Below are 13832 nucleotides of genomic sequence, written 5' to 3' on the forward strand. Positions count from 1 at the left end.
CCGATTTCGATGGTGGGCCTTCGCGTTCTGCTACGACAACCTTACTTCGGCAGCGCCTGGTAGGCGTCAACTGCCTTCTGCAGACGATCCAACGCCGCACCGTATGCAGCGAAGTCGCCGCTCTGCTGGGTAGCTCGCAGATTTACCAGCGCTGCATCGAGTTCCGCGACAACCGCCGCGGTGTCGGTCGGAGCCGGGGCCGGGGCGCCGGGCGTCGGATTGGTTTCCGTGCTCGTATCCGGAGTCGGGGCGGTCTCGGCCGTTCCGCCCGGAGCCGTTGCCACACCGGCAGCACCGCCGTTGTCGAAGATCTGACCGAGAGCCTCGGCCAGCGTCGACGCGTAGCCGACCCGAACACGCCCGGACACACCCGGTTCCTGGTAACTGGCCAGGACGCGAGAGAGCTGCGGGAACGACGTGCTGGCGTTACTGCGTTCGGTGTACATCGGCTCGACGTAGAGAATGCCGCCCTTTGCGATCGGCAACGCCAACTGGTTGCCGTATCGAATGGTGTTGGTTCTCTCGAGGATCGATTTCTCCGAACCCACTCGCGGATCCGAGATCATCGAGTTCTGAGACTGCGACGGACCCTGCGTCTGTTTGTCCGTCGGCAACTGCAGGACGGTGATCTTGCCGTAGTTCTTTGGATCCGAATCCACCGAAATGTGAGCCGAGAGGAACTCACGACGGAAGCCGACCATCGGGCTGATGAGGCGGAACGCCGGCTCACCGGTCTCCTGATCACCGACCATCACGTAGAACGGCGGCTCGTTCTGGTTGGAACCTTCGACCGTCGGCTCGTTGGGTACCGACCAGAACGCGTTGTTGGTGAAGAACTCGGTCGGGTTGTCGACGTGGTACTTCGCCAACATCTCGCGCTGGACCTTGAACAGATCCTCCGGGTACCGGAAGTGCGCACGCAGGTCGTCGGAAATCGCGCTCTGCGGCTGGACGGTGTTCGGGAACACACCCTTCCACGCATTGAGGACGGGATCGTTGTCATCGACCTGGTACAGCGTGACCGTGCCGTCGTAAGCGTCGACGGTGGCCTTCACCGAGTTACGGATGTACGACACCTCCTTCTTCGGGAGGAGTCGGCCAGTGGTGGCGTCGACACTGTCGGCCACCAGGCCCTCGAGCGAACTGCGCTGCGCGTACGGGTAGTTCTCGAGCGTTGTGTACGCGTCGACGATCCAGACGATCTTGCCGTCGACAGCAGCCGGGTAGGCGTCGCCGTCCATTGTCAGCCACGGAGCAACCTGGCCGACGCGATCGCGCGGGTCACGGTTGTAGATGATCTTGGAATCGGAGCCGACCGCACCGGAGAACAGGATGTTGCGCTCGGTGTACTTGGCGGCAAACGCCAACCGATTGAACCAGTTTCCGATATCGACACCACCGGATCCGGTGTACGTGTACTTGGTCTGCTCGGTGTCGTACTCACGCGGTTCGGAGCCGCTCGCCCCACCGACGATCGCATAGTCCGCGGTGCCCTGAGCGATGACCTCGCCGTAGTAAACGCGTGGCTGATCGACCGGAATGACCTGCGTTCCTGCGGCCAACGACGCGATGTCGCTTACCGTGTAGATCGGGTAACCCGCGTTGTTGTTGGCTGCTTCCTTGGTCGGATCGAGGACCGGAGCGGTGATCCTGTTGGCCGGCGCTGCCACCAAGCCGTCGCCGTGTGTGTAGACGGTGTGCTTGTTGATCCAGTCCGTCTGGTTGCCCTGCAGGTTGTTGGGCGAGAGTTCACGCGCCGCAACGATGTAGTCCTGCATTTCGCCCGCGACCTCGTAGCGGTCGATGTCGAGCGACGGCGGGAATCCGTAGAAGTTCTGACGCTGCTGCTGCTGTGTGAACGTGGGCGAAAGAATGTTGGGATCCAGCAAGCGTGCGTTTGCAATGGTCGTGACGTCCGCCGGAACGTCGCGCGGAATTGCGGTGCCGTCACCCGAATACGGCTGATAGGTCACCTTGTCGTCGGTGATGCCGTACGCCTGCCTGGTGGCGGCGATGTTCCGCTCGATGTATGCGCTTTCCTTGTCTGCGGCGTTCGGCTTGACCGAGAACTGTTCGACGATCATCGGCCACACGGCACCGACCAGAACCGACGACAGCACGAGCAGAGCGACAGCCATCGCCGGAATGCGGAGATCCCGCGTGAAGATGGCTGCGAAAAACGCCAGCGCACAGATCACTGCGATGGACAGCAGGATCAGCTTGGCCGGCAGCACCGCGTTGATGTCGGTGTAACCGGGGCCAGTGAACGTTGGCTCCTTACGATCGCTCGAGAGCAGCGAGTACCGGTCGAACCAGTACGCAACTGCCTTGAGCAGAACGAAAGTTCCTGCCAAGACTGCCAATTGGATGCGAGCAGCCGTGGTGAACGTTCCCGCACGACCGGCGAGTTTGATGCCGCCGAAGATGTAGTGCGTGAGAAGGTTCGCTACGAACGCCAGGAGAACCGCGACAAACAGCCAGTTCAGCACGAAGCGGTAGAACGGCAGATCGAAGGTGTAGAAACCGACGTCGAGGTTGAACTGCGGATCGGAGATCCCGAACGAACCACCGTTGAAGAACAACTGGACCGTGACCCAGTTGGCCTGCGCGATCAACCCGGACAGCAGTCCGATTGCGATCGGGATGATCACACCGAACAGACGCAGACGCGACATGACGGTGGTGCGGTAGCGCGCGATCGGATCATTCGGACCGGACACCGGAACAAAAACAGGACGCGAGCGGTACGCGAGCATCATCGCCAACCACACGATGGCACCGACCACAACACCCACGACGAGGAAGAGCAGCGCGCGGGTCAGGAGAACCTTGGTGAAAACACCTCGGAAATTGACTTCGCCGAACCACAGCCAATCGGTGTACATGCCGATCAGTCGCGGACCGATCAGCAGGAGGACCGCAACAATTACGGCTACCCCCAACAGGATTCGACTGCGTCTGGACAGAGAGGGTAAACCTGCGGGGGGCCGCATGCCCACGTGCCACGCTCCAAGATTCGGCGACGCCGAGGCGCCGCAACCGAGTGCATCGATCAGTGCAGCCATGCCCGAGTGGACTTGGCCGTTTCGGACCACTCTACGTAACAACAGTCACGGCGTGACAACACGAGGTGCAAGGATGAACGGGTGAGTGAAGAAAATCCGAACAGGTCACCGAAGGCGCTAGCCCGGTGCGTTCATGAAGTTGTCGACCACATCGACGCCGAAGGCTGGGATCAGCCACCCAAGTTGTATGCCCTGGTACCCACCGAGCTGCTTGCCGCAGCCGAACCGGGCCTGCTCGACCAACTCGAGGACGGGGCCGAATACACCCCGATCGAACAGGAGCCACTCCCCGACGACATCATCGGCGGATCACGCGCACTCGACGAGTTCCTGGCCACGACCAATTGGCCCGACTCCGTCGAGGGTTGCATCCTCGTGCAGGAAATCGTGGTTCTGCCGCCCGCCGCGGAATCGGATCTCGACCATGCCGTCGAGCCGGTCTTGACCGACGAACACGCGGCTGACGAAATTGCCCGACTGACGGCCGACGCGCACCCGGACCGACGAGCGGCACGCCTGTTTGTCGGCGTCCTCCGCGACGGCCCGTCCCTGTCGCTGTTGCAGATGCGCCCGGACGAGGACGCAGATCCCTACGCCGAGCCGGCGCTTCTGACGTACGACGGTTTGGCTCCTCACATCGTTCATGCGTTGTACGCGACGCTGGACGAAGTCGAAGACGACTAGCAGAGGATTAGCAGCTGGGTGCTTCGCCGCCCGAGTTGAGGCTGTCGAGTGCGTCAACCGCGCCGGACAGGTTGTCGACCTTCACCAGTCGAAGCCCGTCCGGCGCGTTCTGTTTTGCCTCGTCGCAGTTCTGCGCAGGGACGAGGAACGTCGAAGCACCGGCGTCCGCGGCTGCGATGAGCTTGAAGCGGATTCCTCCGATGGGCCCCACGGTGCCGTCCGAATCGATGGTCCCGGTTCCCGCGACGAACTGACCTCCGTTGAGTTCACCTGGCGTCAGCTTGTCCAACAGCGCGAGGGTGAACATCAGGCCGGCTGACGGTCCACCGATGTCGGCAAGGTTGAACGTCACGTCGAACGGAACGTCGGGAACCTCTTCCGGCGTGATGCCGAGGTATCCGAGTTCGGGTTGGTTCGGCCGGGCTCCGACAGTCACGGGCACTGTCGTTTCGGCACCGCCGCGAATCACGGTGACCGGCACCTGCGTGCCCGGCGCTATCGCCGCAACGGTTTCTTGCACCGCACCGACGGTGTCGACGGGGGTATCACCGATCTTCACCAGCGTGTCACCTTCGACCAATGCACCACTGGCGGGACCGTCGGGAGTGACCTTCGTGACGGTCAACGCGACTGGCTTGCCCAGGAAGTTGAGTGCCGCGAGTTCCGCGCTGTTCTCGGACTGCTGGAAGTCAGCCGTGTTGGCCTGCTGAATTTCTTCCTTCGACTTACTCGGCGGATACACCTCGGCACGGGGAACCAATCCGTGCTCGCCGCTGGCCCAGAGACCAAAAGCCTCGAAGAGATTGAGGCCGTCACGAACGGAGACGGTGGTCATATTGAGGTTGCCGGTTGTCGGATCGAGTTCGGTGCCCTCGATGTCGACCACGGATTTCGTGACCTGCTTGCCGTCGACGGTGGTGTCGACTGTGCCCAGCGTGTTGAACGTCGGTCCCGGCCCGAGCGCGACGTACGGAACGGTGACGAGCGATCCGACGATGCCCAAGACGACGATGGGAGCTAGGGCGGCCAGGAGAGTCACGATCCGTCGATTCACCTTGTCCAGGGTAGAGCCATTGCCTCCGCTGTTCGCCATCAGCGTGACAGCGCGCATTACTCGAGGCCTCCAACCCTTGTACCGTTGAGGTATGAGCAACATGCCGTTCGGCTTCTCCAACTCCGACGACGATCCCGACCGTGACAAGAACGCGGCCGGTGGCAATCCCTTCGGGGGTGGTGACATGCCGTTCGGATTCGGTGCGGGCGGTGAAGGTTTCGACCCCGCACAACTCGGGCAGATGCTGACGCAATTCGGCCAGATGCTCAGTGGCATGGGTTCGTCGATGGGTTCCGGCGGATCGGGTCCTGTCAATTACGACGTCGCGAAGAAACTCGCGCGCCAGCAGATCGGTTCTGTCACACCGATCACCGAGGGCAACGTCAAGGCCATCGCCGACGCGGCCCACCTTGCGGAACTGTGGCTGGACGCTGCAACGACGCTGCCCGCCGGCGCCACCAAGACCGTTGCGTGGACGGCTAACGACTGGCTCGACAACACCATCGACACCTGGAAGCGCCTGTGCGATCCGGTCGCCGAGAAGGTGTCGGGGATGTGGGCTCAGGGCCTGCCGCCCGAGGCCGCTCAGATGGCCGGCCCGATGATGGGAATGCTCACGCAGATGGGCGGACTCGCATTCGGTTCACAGCTCGGCCAAGCTCTCGGCCAGTTGTCCAAGGAAGTGTTGTCCTCCACTGATATCGGCCTCCCCCTTGGCCCGGCAGGGACCGCCGCTCTTCTTCCCGCGGCCGTTCAGTCGTTCAGTGACGGGCTCGAACAGCCCAATCAGGAAATCCTGGTGTTCCTCGCCGCACGTGAGGCTGCTCACCATCGCCTGTACAGCCATGTGCCGTGGTTGCGCCAGCGAGTGCTCTCCACCGTCGAGGAATATGCCCGCGGGATCACCATGGACTTCTCGGCGATGGAAGAGTTCGCCAAGGATCTCGACCCGTCGGCTCTGGCCGATCCCGCCAAGTTGGAAGCCCTGATGCAACAGGGCACCTTCGAACCGCAGACCACTCCGGAGCAGAAGGCCGCTCTCGAGCGCCTCGAAACGCTGTTGGCTCTGGTCGAGGGCTGGGTGGAGACGGTAGTCACCGCCGGACTCGGTGAACGCCTGCCCGGTGTTGCCGCGATGAGCGAGACGCTTCGCCGTCGACGCGCCACCGGCGGACCGGCAGAGCAGACGTTCGCAACACTCGTCGGACTCGAACTGCGTCCGCGCAAGGTCCGCGAAGCCGCAACTCTGTGGCAGCGCTTGACTGCCGAAGCCGGAATGGAAGCCCGCGACGGTATCTGGTCGCACCCGGATCTGCTGCCTGATTCCAGCGACCTCGATGCCCCGACCTCGTTCATCGAACGCGTCACCGGTGGTGGCGAGTCCGGCAATTTCGACGATCCGATGGCTCAGCTCGAGGCTCTGCTGGCCAAGGAACGGGCCGCTGAAGAAGCCATGGACAAGACAAAAACAGACAAGCCGAAATCGGACAAGCCGGCTGACGACGGCCAGGACGACAAGTAAACCGAAAAGTTGCGATCCACGCTGAAGTGCAAGGTCAGCGCTTCGAAAGCCTGTGGATAACTACGATTTTCGCAATCCGGAGAGCTCAGCTCACTGTCACTATCGGTGAATGAGCACACCGAACACCACACGATCCGTGGGTCCCGAATGGGATCCACGGATCGTTGTTCTTCTGCGCCCGGACGGCCGGCTTCAACTCGGATGGCGCCCGGGGAAAGCTGTGATCCTGACTCCCCCTGACGGAATCGACGGCAGGGACCTGCAAGCCCTACTCCGCTTGATGGACGGACACACGAGTATCGCGACCATCATGTGGACTGCGACGGGGCGCGGTATCAGCGCCGCAGTGATGACCGAACTGCTCGCCGAACTCACCGCAGGCGGATACCTCCGGGCAAGTCGGGGCGAGCGCGCCGACACAGGATCGATTCGCGTCCACGGGCAAGGACCGCTGTCCGACTCCATAGCCCAGGCTCTGCGTCACGGCAGCTCTTCCGTCCATCGCTCACACGGCTACCGAAGCAGCCACGTCGTTGCCGGGTGGCGGAATGCACTTGTTGTCCTGACCGATGACGTGGTCACCGATCCTCGTCTATGTGCCGACCTCGTCCGGTACGGCATACCCCACCTTGCCGTTCACCTGCGCGACGGCTGCGGCGTTGTCGGGCCAATGGTGCTGCCCGGGCACTCGAGTTGTCTGCGATGCGCCGACATCACCCGGGCGGCCCATGATCCGGACTGGCTGCACCTGGCGGCGCAGTTGCTCGGTAGCGCCGGTTACGCCGATCCCGCGATGATTCATGCGACCACCGCGCTCGCTCTGTCCGAGATCGAGTCGGCGATCAGTGCGTCCGAAGCGACGGCGCCGGCCAGCTTGTTCTCTACCCTCGAGATCGATCTTGTCCCATATCGCATCACGACACGTCGCTGGCCTCGACAAACGTCGTGCAGTTGCCATTACCTCGCACCCGTGACGGGCGCCGGTGGCATCCGTCAGACATGATGGTGGGGTGTCCGACATCCCGCGCAAAAGCTCTGCCCGTACTGCCAAACTCGCAAGCATTCCGATTGGGATGGCCGGGCGGGCCGCAATGGGCTTCGGACGCAAGCTCGCCGGTGGTGACAAGGACCAGATCGACGCCCAGCTCAGCGCCAGGGCCGCGGAGCAGTTGTTCTCGGTTTTGGGTGAACTCAAGGGCGGCGCCATGAAGCTGGGCCAGGCGCTCAGCGTCATGGAAGCGGCCATTCCGGAGGAATTCGCGGAGCCGTATCGCGAGTCCCTGAACAAGCTCCAGGCCGCGGCGCCGCCGTTGCCCGTCAAGCAGGTCCACAAGATGCTGGATCAGCAGCTGGGAACCAAGTGGCGCGATCGATTCCAGTCCTTCGACGACACCCCCACCGCGTCGGCCAGCCTCGGGCAGGTCCATCGGGCCGTGTGGTCCGACGGACGCGACGTAGCCGTCAAGGTGCAGTACCCCGGCGCCGACGAAGCCCTGCGCGCCGATCTCAAGACCCTCGCCCGATTTGCCGGCCTGTTCGGATCGGTGATGCCCGGCGTCGACGTGCGTCCGGTCATCGAGGAGTTCACCGCGCGCACCGAGGAAGAACTCGACTACCGGATCGAAGCTGACAATCAGCGAGCATTCGCCGCGGAATTCGACGGCGATGCACAGTTCCTCATCCCGCGCGTCGTTGCCAGCGCACCGAAAGTTGTTGTCACCGAATGGATGACGGCAACACCGCTGACCAGGATCATCGAGAGCGGAACGCCGAACCAGCGCAATGCAGCCGGTGCGCTGCTCGCCGAGTTCCACTTCGCGTCACCGGCGCGCGTCGGCCTGCTGCATTGCGATCCGCACCCCGGGAATTTCATGTTGCTCGACGACGGCCGGTTGGGTGTCATCGATTTCGGTGCGGCGGCCCCGTTCCCGGGCGGGCTACCCACCGTCTTGGGAACAATGGTCAGACTGGCGGTCGACGAACGATTCGACGAACTGACAGAACTGTTGCGCGCCAACGGTTTTGTCATTCCGGGCCGCACCGTCACCGAACAGGAAATCGCCGACTACCTACGTCCGTTCACCGATCCGATTCAGACCGAGTCGTTTCACTTCACTCGAACCTGGCTTCAACGAGCCGCCGGAACTGCGACCGATTTCAACAGCGCGCAGTTCCGGACGGCCCGGGCACTCAACTTGCCGCCCGAGTACCTGATGATCTTCCGAGTCCTCCTCGGCTCGGTGGGCATCTGTGCCCAGTTGGACGCGTACGCCCCGTACATGGAGATCCTGACCCGGTGGCTGCCGGGATTTGCGGAGCCACAGGTGTAACAGGTGTAACCAGCTCCTCAGGCGCACACGAGTTGCTTACGTGGTCTGCCCCTCGGCCTCTTGGTTGCTATGACGGCACCGTGGTCGAGGATTTCTCCGCCCCACACTCCCCACGGCTCTTCGCGGTCGAGAGCTGCACCCAGGCAGAGGGAGCGGATGGGGCACTGCGCGCAGAGCGCCTTGGCTTTTTCGAGTTCTGCCGGGGACTCCGCGAACCACAGATCGGGATCGGATACGCGGCACGGCAGGTCGTGGCGGGTGGAAGCGATCTCGATGAATGTGACGGCTCGACATGTCTGGGTAGACAACTCGTCTCTCCTAGCTTGGATGCGACAGGCGTGTCGCAAAAAATGGGTTCGATGGGTGCGAACCACAACCGAGCGGGAAACCGGAAAGCACGGGATCCAACACAAAGGCCACGGTCCGCGTAATGCGGGGTCCGTGGCCGTAAGTGAACGGATGTGTCCTATCGAGGATTTTCTCGATGGCTTAGAGACACGGACCTGATTGCTGCTGGGTGCAGCTGGGCGGCGGCAACAGCGAACTGTTCACGCACGGGGTACGAAATCATGTTCGTCATTTTTGCCACCTCCATTTCTGATCGGTCCGGATAATTTTCAGCGCACGAGTCTCCCCGTAGCACTGGAAACCAGACTAGAGAATTCTCGGAAACTGCACAACCTATTTTTGACCTGCAGTTTTGCAAATAATGAGGACGTCTTCGCCGTAGTCTTCGAGTTTCTTCGGTCCGATTCCGTTAATGGCAACCAGGCCCCGAGCGTCCTGTGGTCGTTGCTCGGCAATCGCAGTCAGCGTGTTGTCGCTGAACACGACGTAGGCAGGCACCTTTTTCTCGCGTGACTTGTCGAGACGCCACGCACGCAGGTTCTCGAGCAATTCGACGTCGATGTTGGACGGACAATTCTCGCATCGACCGAGCATCGTGGCCGACGTTCCCATGAGCGGTTTTCCGCAGACACGGCAACGCTGACGCTTCTTGCCAGACTGCGCGGGCGCGGCAATTCGTGAGGCCGGCGAGTCCTCGGGGATCAACCCGTTCAGGAACCGTGAGCGGCGTCGGGATTTCCGGCCGCCCTCGTTGCGCGCCAATGCCCAGGACAAGTGCAAATGCTCACGGGCGCGCGTGACACCGACATAGAGGAGTCGACGCTCTTCTTCGACCGCTGCCTCATCGGGGGCGGAGTTGGAATCGCCGAGCACGTGCTGGATGGGGAGGGTGCCGTCGTTGAGACCCACGAGGAAAACGGCGTCCCATTCGAGGCCCTTGGCGGCATGCAACGACGCCAACGTGACGCCCTGGACCGTCGGTGGGTGCCGCGCTTCGGCCCGCGCCGTCAACTCCTGCAAGAGACCGGGAAGCGTCAGTTCGGGATCGTGCACCAACTGCTCCTCGGTGAGCGCAACGAGCGCGGTCAGTGACGCCCAGCGCTCGCGCGCCTGCGTACCGGCTGGTTCCTCGTTGGTCAGTCCGAGTGGTGCCAGTACCGCCCGGACCAGCGAGAGAAGTCCTGAGCCGCTGTCTGCCCCCTCAGGAAGGTCGTCACGACCGCCGGCCTGCCGCAGCGCCGTCACCGCCTGACGAACCTCGGTACGAGTGAAGAATCCCTCGCCGCCGCGCACCTGGAACGGGATGCCGAGCTTGGTGAGTGCCTGCTCGTGCACTTCGGACTGCGCGTTGATCCGGTACAGGATCGCGATCTCCGCCGCCGGTGTGCCTGCGGCGATCAGACGTTTCACCGACCGGGCTATCGCGAGTGCCTCGGACGGTTCGTCGTTGAACTCCGCGAACTCGGGCTCGGGACCCGGCGCGCGCTGTCCGATGAGTTGCAATCGGGTACCGGCGATTCGCCCGGTGGCAGCGCCGATGACCCGGTTGGCCAGCGAGACGACCTCGGGTGTGGAGCGATAGTCACGTTCGAGCCGGACCACTGTTGCCTCGGGAAACTTCCGCGAGAAGTCGAGCAGGTAATTCGGTGTAGCTCCGGTGAACGAGTAGATGGTCTGGTTGGCGTCGCCGACAACCGTGAGATCGTCGCGGTCGCCGAGCCACGCGTCGAGAACCCGCTGCTGCAGCGGCGTGACGTCCTGATATTCGTCCACGACAAAACAGCGGTAGCGCTCACGGAACTCGTCGGCCACGGACGAGTGCTCCTCGAGTGCCGCAGCGGTGTGCAGGAGAAGATCGTCGAAATCGAGCAGCATGCCGTCCTGGCCGCGCGCCTTCAATTCCTCGTACGCCGCGTAAACCTGCGCCACCTTTGCCGGATCGGCCGGTGCCTCCCGGCGGAACTTGGCAATGGTGCGCGGGTAATCCTCCGGCGCGATCAGCGACGCCTTGGACCACTCGATCTCACTCGCGAGGTCGCGCACGCTTTCGGTGCTGGTCGGCAAACCCACCCGGGCTGCGGCACTGCTGACAACAGCGAATTTTCGATCCAGCAGACGCCATTCGGTATCGCCGATCACCTGCGGCCAGAAGTACTTGAGTTGCCGCAGCGCAGCAGCGTGGAACGTGCGCGCCTGTACCTGGGGGCCGCTGCCACCAACACCCAACTCCCGCAGTCGGCCGCGCATTTCACCGGCTGCGCGCGCGGTGAACGTGACCGCCAGGACCTGCCCGGCCTGCACATGACCGTCGGCAACCAGGTGGGCGATTCGCCGGGTAATCGTGCGTGTCTTGCCTGTTCCGGCACCCGCGAGTACACATACCGGGCCGCGTGGAGCGAGCACGGCGGCTGATTGTTCCGGGTCCAGTCCGGTGTCCGCAGGCATGAGCACCATCATGGCAGGACGTACCGACAGCGCCGCCGCGTGCCCGAGCGTATGTGGGCAAGCGAACACGGCCGGTTACGGAACAACAACCGAACTCGTGGTGTTATATGCGCCGTGACTACTTCCGAAAAAGCTCCTGCCCTCACCATCTACTCGACCACGTGGTGCGGCTACTGCCGCCGCCTCAAGACCCAGCTCAACGCGTCGGGCATCGAGTACACCGAAATCGACATCGAGAACGATCCGTCGGCAGCCGAATTTGTCGGCAGCGTCAACGACGGCAATCACATCGTCCCGACGGTGAAGTACGCCGACGGAAGTGTCGCGACCAACCCGTCGCTCAATCAGGTGAAGCAAGCCCTCGGACTGTAGGGCTCTATTTGACCCAGCTCTCGAGCATTCCTCGCGCAATCGAGATGGAACCGGGTAGGAGCAACGGCGCGTCGGCGTCGGACGCCCAGTCCCCCAGTTCGAGAGCAGATCGCACCTCTTCCTTGGTGAACCACGCTCCCTCGGCGATCTCGCCGTCCGCGAACACCAGCGGATCGGCGGGGTCGCCGATCGCCGTGAATCCCAGCATCACCGAACGCGGGAACGGCCACGGCTGACTGCCCAGATACCGGACGCTGTGGACGTCGACGCCCACTTCTTCCTTGATCTCGCGCACCACACACGTCTCGAGTGACTCCCCCGCTTCGACGAAGCCGGCCAGGATCGAGAATCGTCGCGGCGGCCACGTCGGCTGGCGAGCCAGCAGTACTCGATCTGCGCCGTCGTGCACCAGGCAGATCACTGCCGGGTCGGTGCGCGGGAACTCTTCGTGGCCGGTGGTCGTCGAAATGCGTGACCACCCGGACATCGTCGGCTCACTCGGAGCCCCGTCGATCGAGCTGAATCCGGCACTGTCGTGCCAGTTGAGAATGGCGATCGCGCCCGTCAGAAGACCTGCGTCCGCGTCGTCGAGCGTTCCGCCCAACATCCGCAGATCCGACAGTTCTCCGGCAAGGAGTGACACGCGCACAGCCCATACATGCTTGTTGTCACGAATTCCGAGAAACACTGCGCCGCGGACAGGTTCCGCACCCAGGTCGGTGGCCTCGCCGAACACCAACTGCCCGCCGGACACCTTCACCTGACCGCGCGAGTTGACTCGCAAGAGCGACGCGTCACTCCACCCTGCGGTCAGTGCGGCTGCGTCGGACCGTAATTCCTCGGCGCGGCCGACACTCGAGCGGGAAAGCAGAGGCGTTTCGGTCAGCTGGAAGTCGTTCACGCTGACGACATTACTGGGCGCCGAAATACCGGGTTCCAGCTATCAGCTGACAACGCGACGGATGTACAGCAGGCGATCGTCTGCCTCGACAGCGTCAACCTCCGGTGAACCGACCCGGACCAGTCGCCCGTCGCGAACAACGCCCAGCACGATGTCGGACAGGTGACGCGGTGATCCGCCGACCTCGTCACGTTCGACAGCACGCTCGGCGATCGCGAATCCAGCCTCGGGTGTCAGGAGATCTTCGATCATCTCGACGACGGTTGGTGTGGTGGTGGCGATGCCGAGGAGTCGGCCTGCGGTTTCCGACGAGAGGACCACGGAGTCCGCACCCGACTGACGCAGGAGATGCGCGTTGTCCGCCTCCCGGATGGCCGCGGCGATTCTTGCCTTCGGCGCAATCTCGCGGGCGGTGAGCGTCACGAGCACCGCTGTGTCGTCGCGGTTGGTCGCGACGATGATCGAATTTGCCCGTTGCGCCCCGGCGAGACGAAGAACGTCGGACTTGGTTGCCGAACCGAATACGGTCACCAGGCCCTTGGCCTCAGCGGCGTCCAGCACAGCCCGGTCCGTGTCCACGACCACGATCTCGGATGCGGAAACACCGTCACCGATCATGGCTTCAATTGCTGTGCGCCCCTTGGTGCCGTATCCGACGACGACGGTGTGATTACGCACTTGCTGCCTCCAACGCTGAATTTTGAACGCCTGACGCGAACTCTCGGTCAGAGCTGACAGTGTGGTTCCGACCAACACGATCAAGAAGAAGATACGAAGTGGCGTGATCAACAAAACGTTGACCAGACGAGCCGACGGGGTGAACGGCGTGATGTCGCCGTAGCCGGTGGTCGAGAGCGACACTGTGGCGTAGTAGATGCAGTCGAGAAGCGAGAGCTCGTTGTCCTGCGCGTCCCGATACCCCGCACGATCGATGTACACGATGAGCACTGCGGCTGCGAGCGCGCCGAGCGCAACCAGAACGCGCTTGTAGATAGCGCGGGCAGGACTGGTCTGCAGCTGCGGAATCCGCAGCACCCCGACAAGGGCAAAGTCAGGCTGGTCGGCCAATGATTCCGACCTGGAAAAACGCGCCCGGAGCTTTCCGGCCATA

11 protein-coding genes are annotated in these 13832 nt (G+C 63.0%); 5 read left to right on the forward strand and 6 right to left on the reverse strand.

Features of this window, described 5'->3' with window-relative positions; all coding sequences use genetic code 11:
• Window positions 1-41: 41 nt before the first annotated feature.
• Complete coding sequence (locus EEB13_RS02275; protein ID WP_033231490.1) at window positions 42-2999, reverse strand: UPF0182 family protein; 2958 nt, start codon at window positions 2997-2999, stop codon at window positions 42-44.
• 147 nt (window positions 3000-3146) lie between these two features.
• Here EEB13_RS02275 and EEB13_RS02280 point away from each other — a divergent pair, with 147 nt between their 5' ends.
• On the forward strand, window positions 3147-3749 hold the full coding sequence (locus EEB13_RS02280) for a PPA1309 family protein (protein ID WP_033231147.1): 603 nt from the start codon (window positions 3147-3149) through the stop codon (window positions 3747-3749).
• 7 nt (window positions 3750-3756) lie between these two features.
• Here the strand turns inward: EEB13_RS02280 and EEB13_RS02285 are convergent, their stop codons facing one another.
• Window positions 3757-4803, reverse strand: coding sequence for a PDZ domain-containing protein (locus tag EEB13_RS02285; protein WP_179300731.1), 1047 nt, complete (start codon window positions 4801-4803; stop codon window positions 3757-3759).
• A gap of 91 nt (window positions 4804-4894) precedes the next feature.
• Here EEB13_RS02285 and EEB13_RS02290 point away from each other — a divergent pair, with 91 nt between their 5' ends.
• The 3 genes from EEB13_RS02290 to EEB13_RS02300 all read left to right on the forward strand — a co-directional run bounded on the left by EEB13_RS02290 (window position 4895) and on the right by EEB13_RS02300 (window position 8655).
• On the forward strand, window positions 4895-6325 hold the full coding sequence (locus tag EEB13_RS02290) for a zinc-dependent metalloprotease (protein WP_033231148.1): 1431 nt from the start codon (window positions 4895-4897) through the stop codon (window positions 6323-6325).
• Window positions 6326-6434: 109 nt separating this feature from the next.
• Window positions 6435-7328: a hypothetical protein gene (locus EEB13_RS02295; RefSeq protein ID WP_141484507.1), complete on the forward strand. Its 894-nt coding sequence runs from the start codon at window positions 6435-6437 to the stop codon at window positions 7326-7328.
• A 7-nt stretch (window positions 7329-7335) separates the two neighbouring features.
• The gene (locus tag EEB13_RS02300) at window positions 7336-8655 is read left to right on the forward strand and encodes an ABC1 kinase family protein (RefSeq protein ID WP_045070499.1); all 1320 of its coding nucleotides are present in this window, start codon (window positions 7336-7338) and stop codon (window positions 8653-8655) included.
• A 17-nt stretch (window positions 8656-8672) separates the two neighbouring features.
• On the opposite strand, the gene EEB13_RS02305 is transcribed toward EEB13_RS02300, so the two are convergent.
• Window positions 8673-8963: a WhiB family transcriptional regulator gene (locus EEB13_RS02305; RefSeq protein WP_045070502.1), complete on the reverse strand. Its 291-nt coding sequence runs from the start codon at window positions 8961-8963 to the stop codon at window positions 8673-8675.
• A gap of 373 nt (window positions 8964-9336) precedes the next feature.
• The gene (locus EEB13_RS02310; RefSeq protein WP_033231151.1) at window positions 9337-11460 is read right to left on the reverse strand and encodes an ATP-dependent DNA helicase UvrD2; all 2124 of its coding nucleotides are present in this window, start codon (window positions 11458-11460) and stop codon (window positions 9337-9339) included.
• Window positions 11461-11562: 102 nt separating this feature from the next.
• Between EEB13_RS02310 and EEB13_RS02315 the strand changes: the two genes are divergently transcribed.
• Window positions 11563-11820 carry a mycoredoxin gene (locus tag EEB13_RS02315; RefSeq protein ID WP_033231152.1) on the forward strand — a complete coding sequence of 86 codons (258 nt, stop codon included), beginning with the start codon at window positions 11563-11565 and terminating at the stop codon, window positions 11818-11820.
• A gap of 4 nt (window positions 11821-11824) precedes the next feature.
• Here the strand turns inward: EEB13_RS02315 and nudC are convergent, their stop codons facing one another.
• Together nudC and EEB13_RS02325 are read right to left on the reverse strand one after the other, a co-directional pair.
• Complete coding sequence (gene nudC, locus EEB13_RS02320; protein ID WP_033231153.1) at window positions 11825-12721, reverse strand: NAD(+) diphosphatase; 897 nt, start codon at window positions 12719-12721, stop codon at window positions 11825-11827.
• Between the two features lie 42 nt (window positions 12722-12763).
• Window positions 12764-13831, reverse strand: a complete 1068-nt coding sequence (locus EEB13_RS02325; protein ID WP_033231154.1) for a potassium channel family protein — start codon at window positions 13829-13831, stop codon at window positions 12764-12766.
• Window position 13832 lies beyond the last annotated feature (1 nt).

It is taken from the genome of Rhodococcus sp. WS3 (assembly GCF_003797085.1).
GTDB classification, from domain to species: domain Bacteria; phylum Actinomycetota; class Actinomycetes; order Mycobacteriales; family Mycobacteriaceae; genus Rhodococcus_F; species Rhodococcus_F globerula.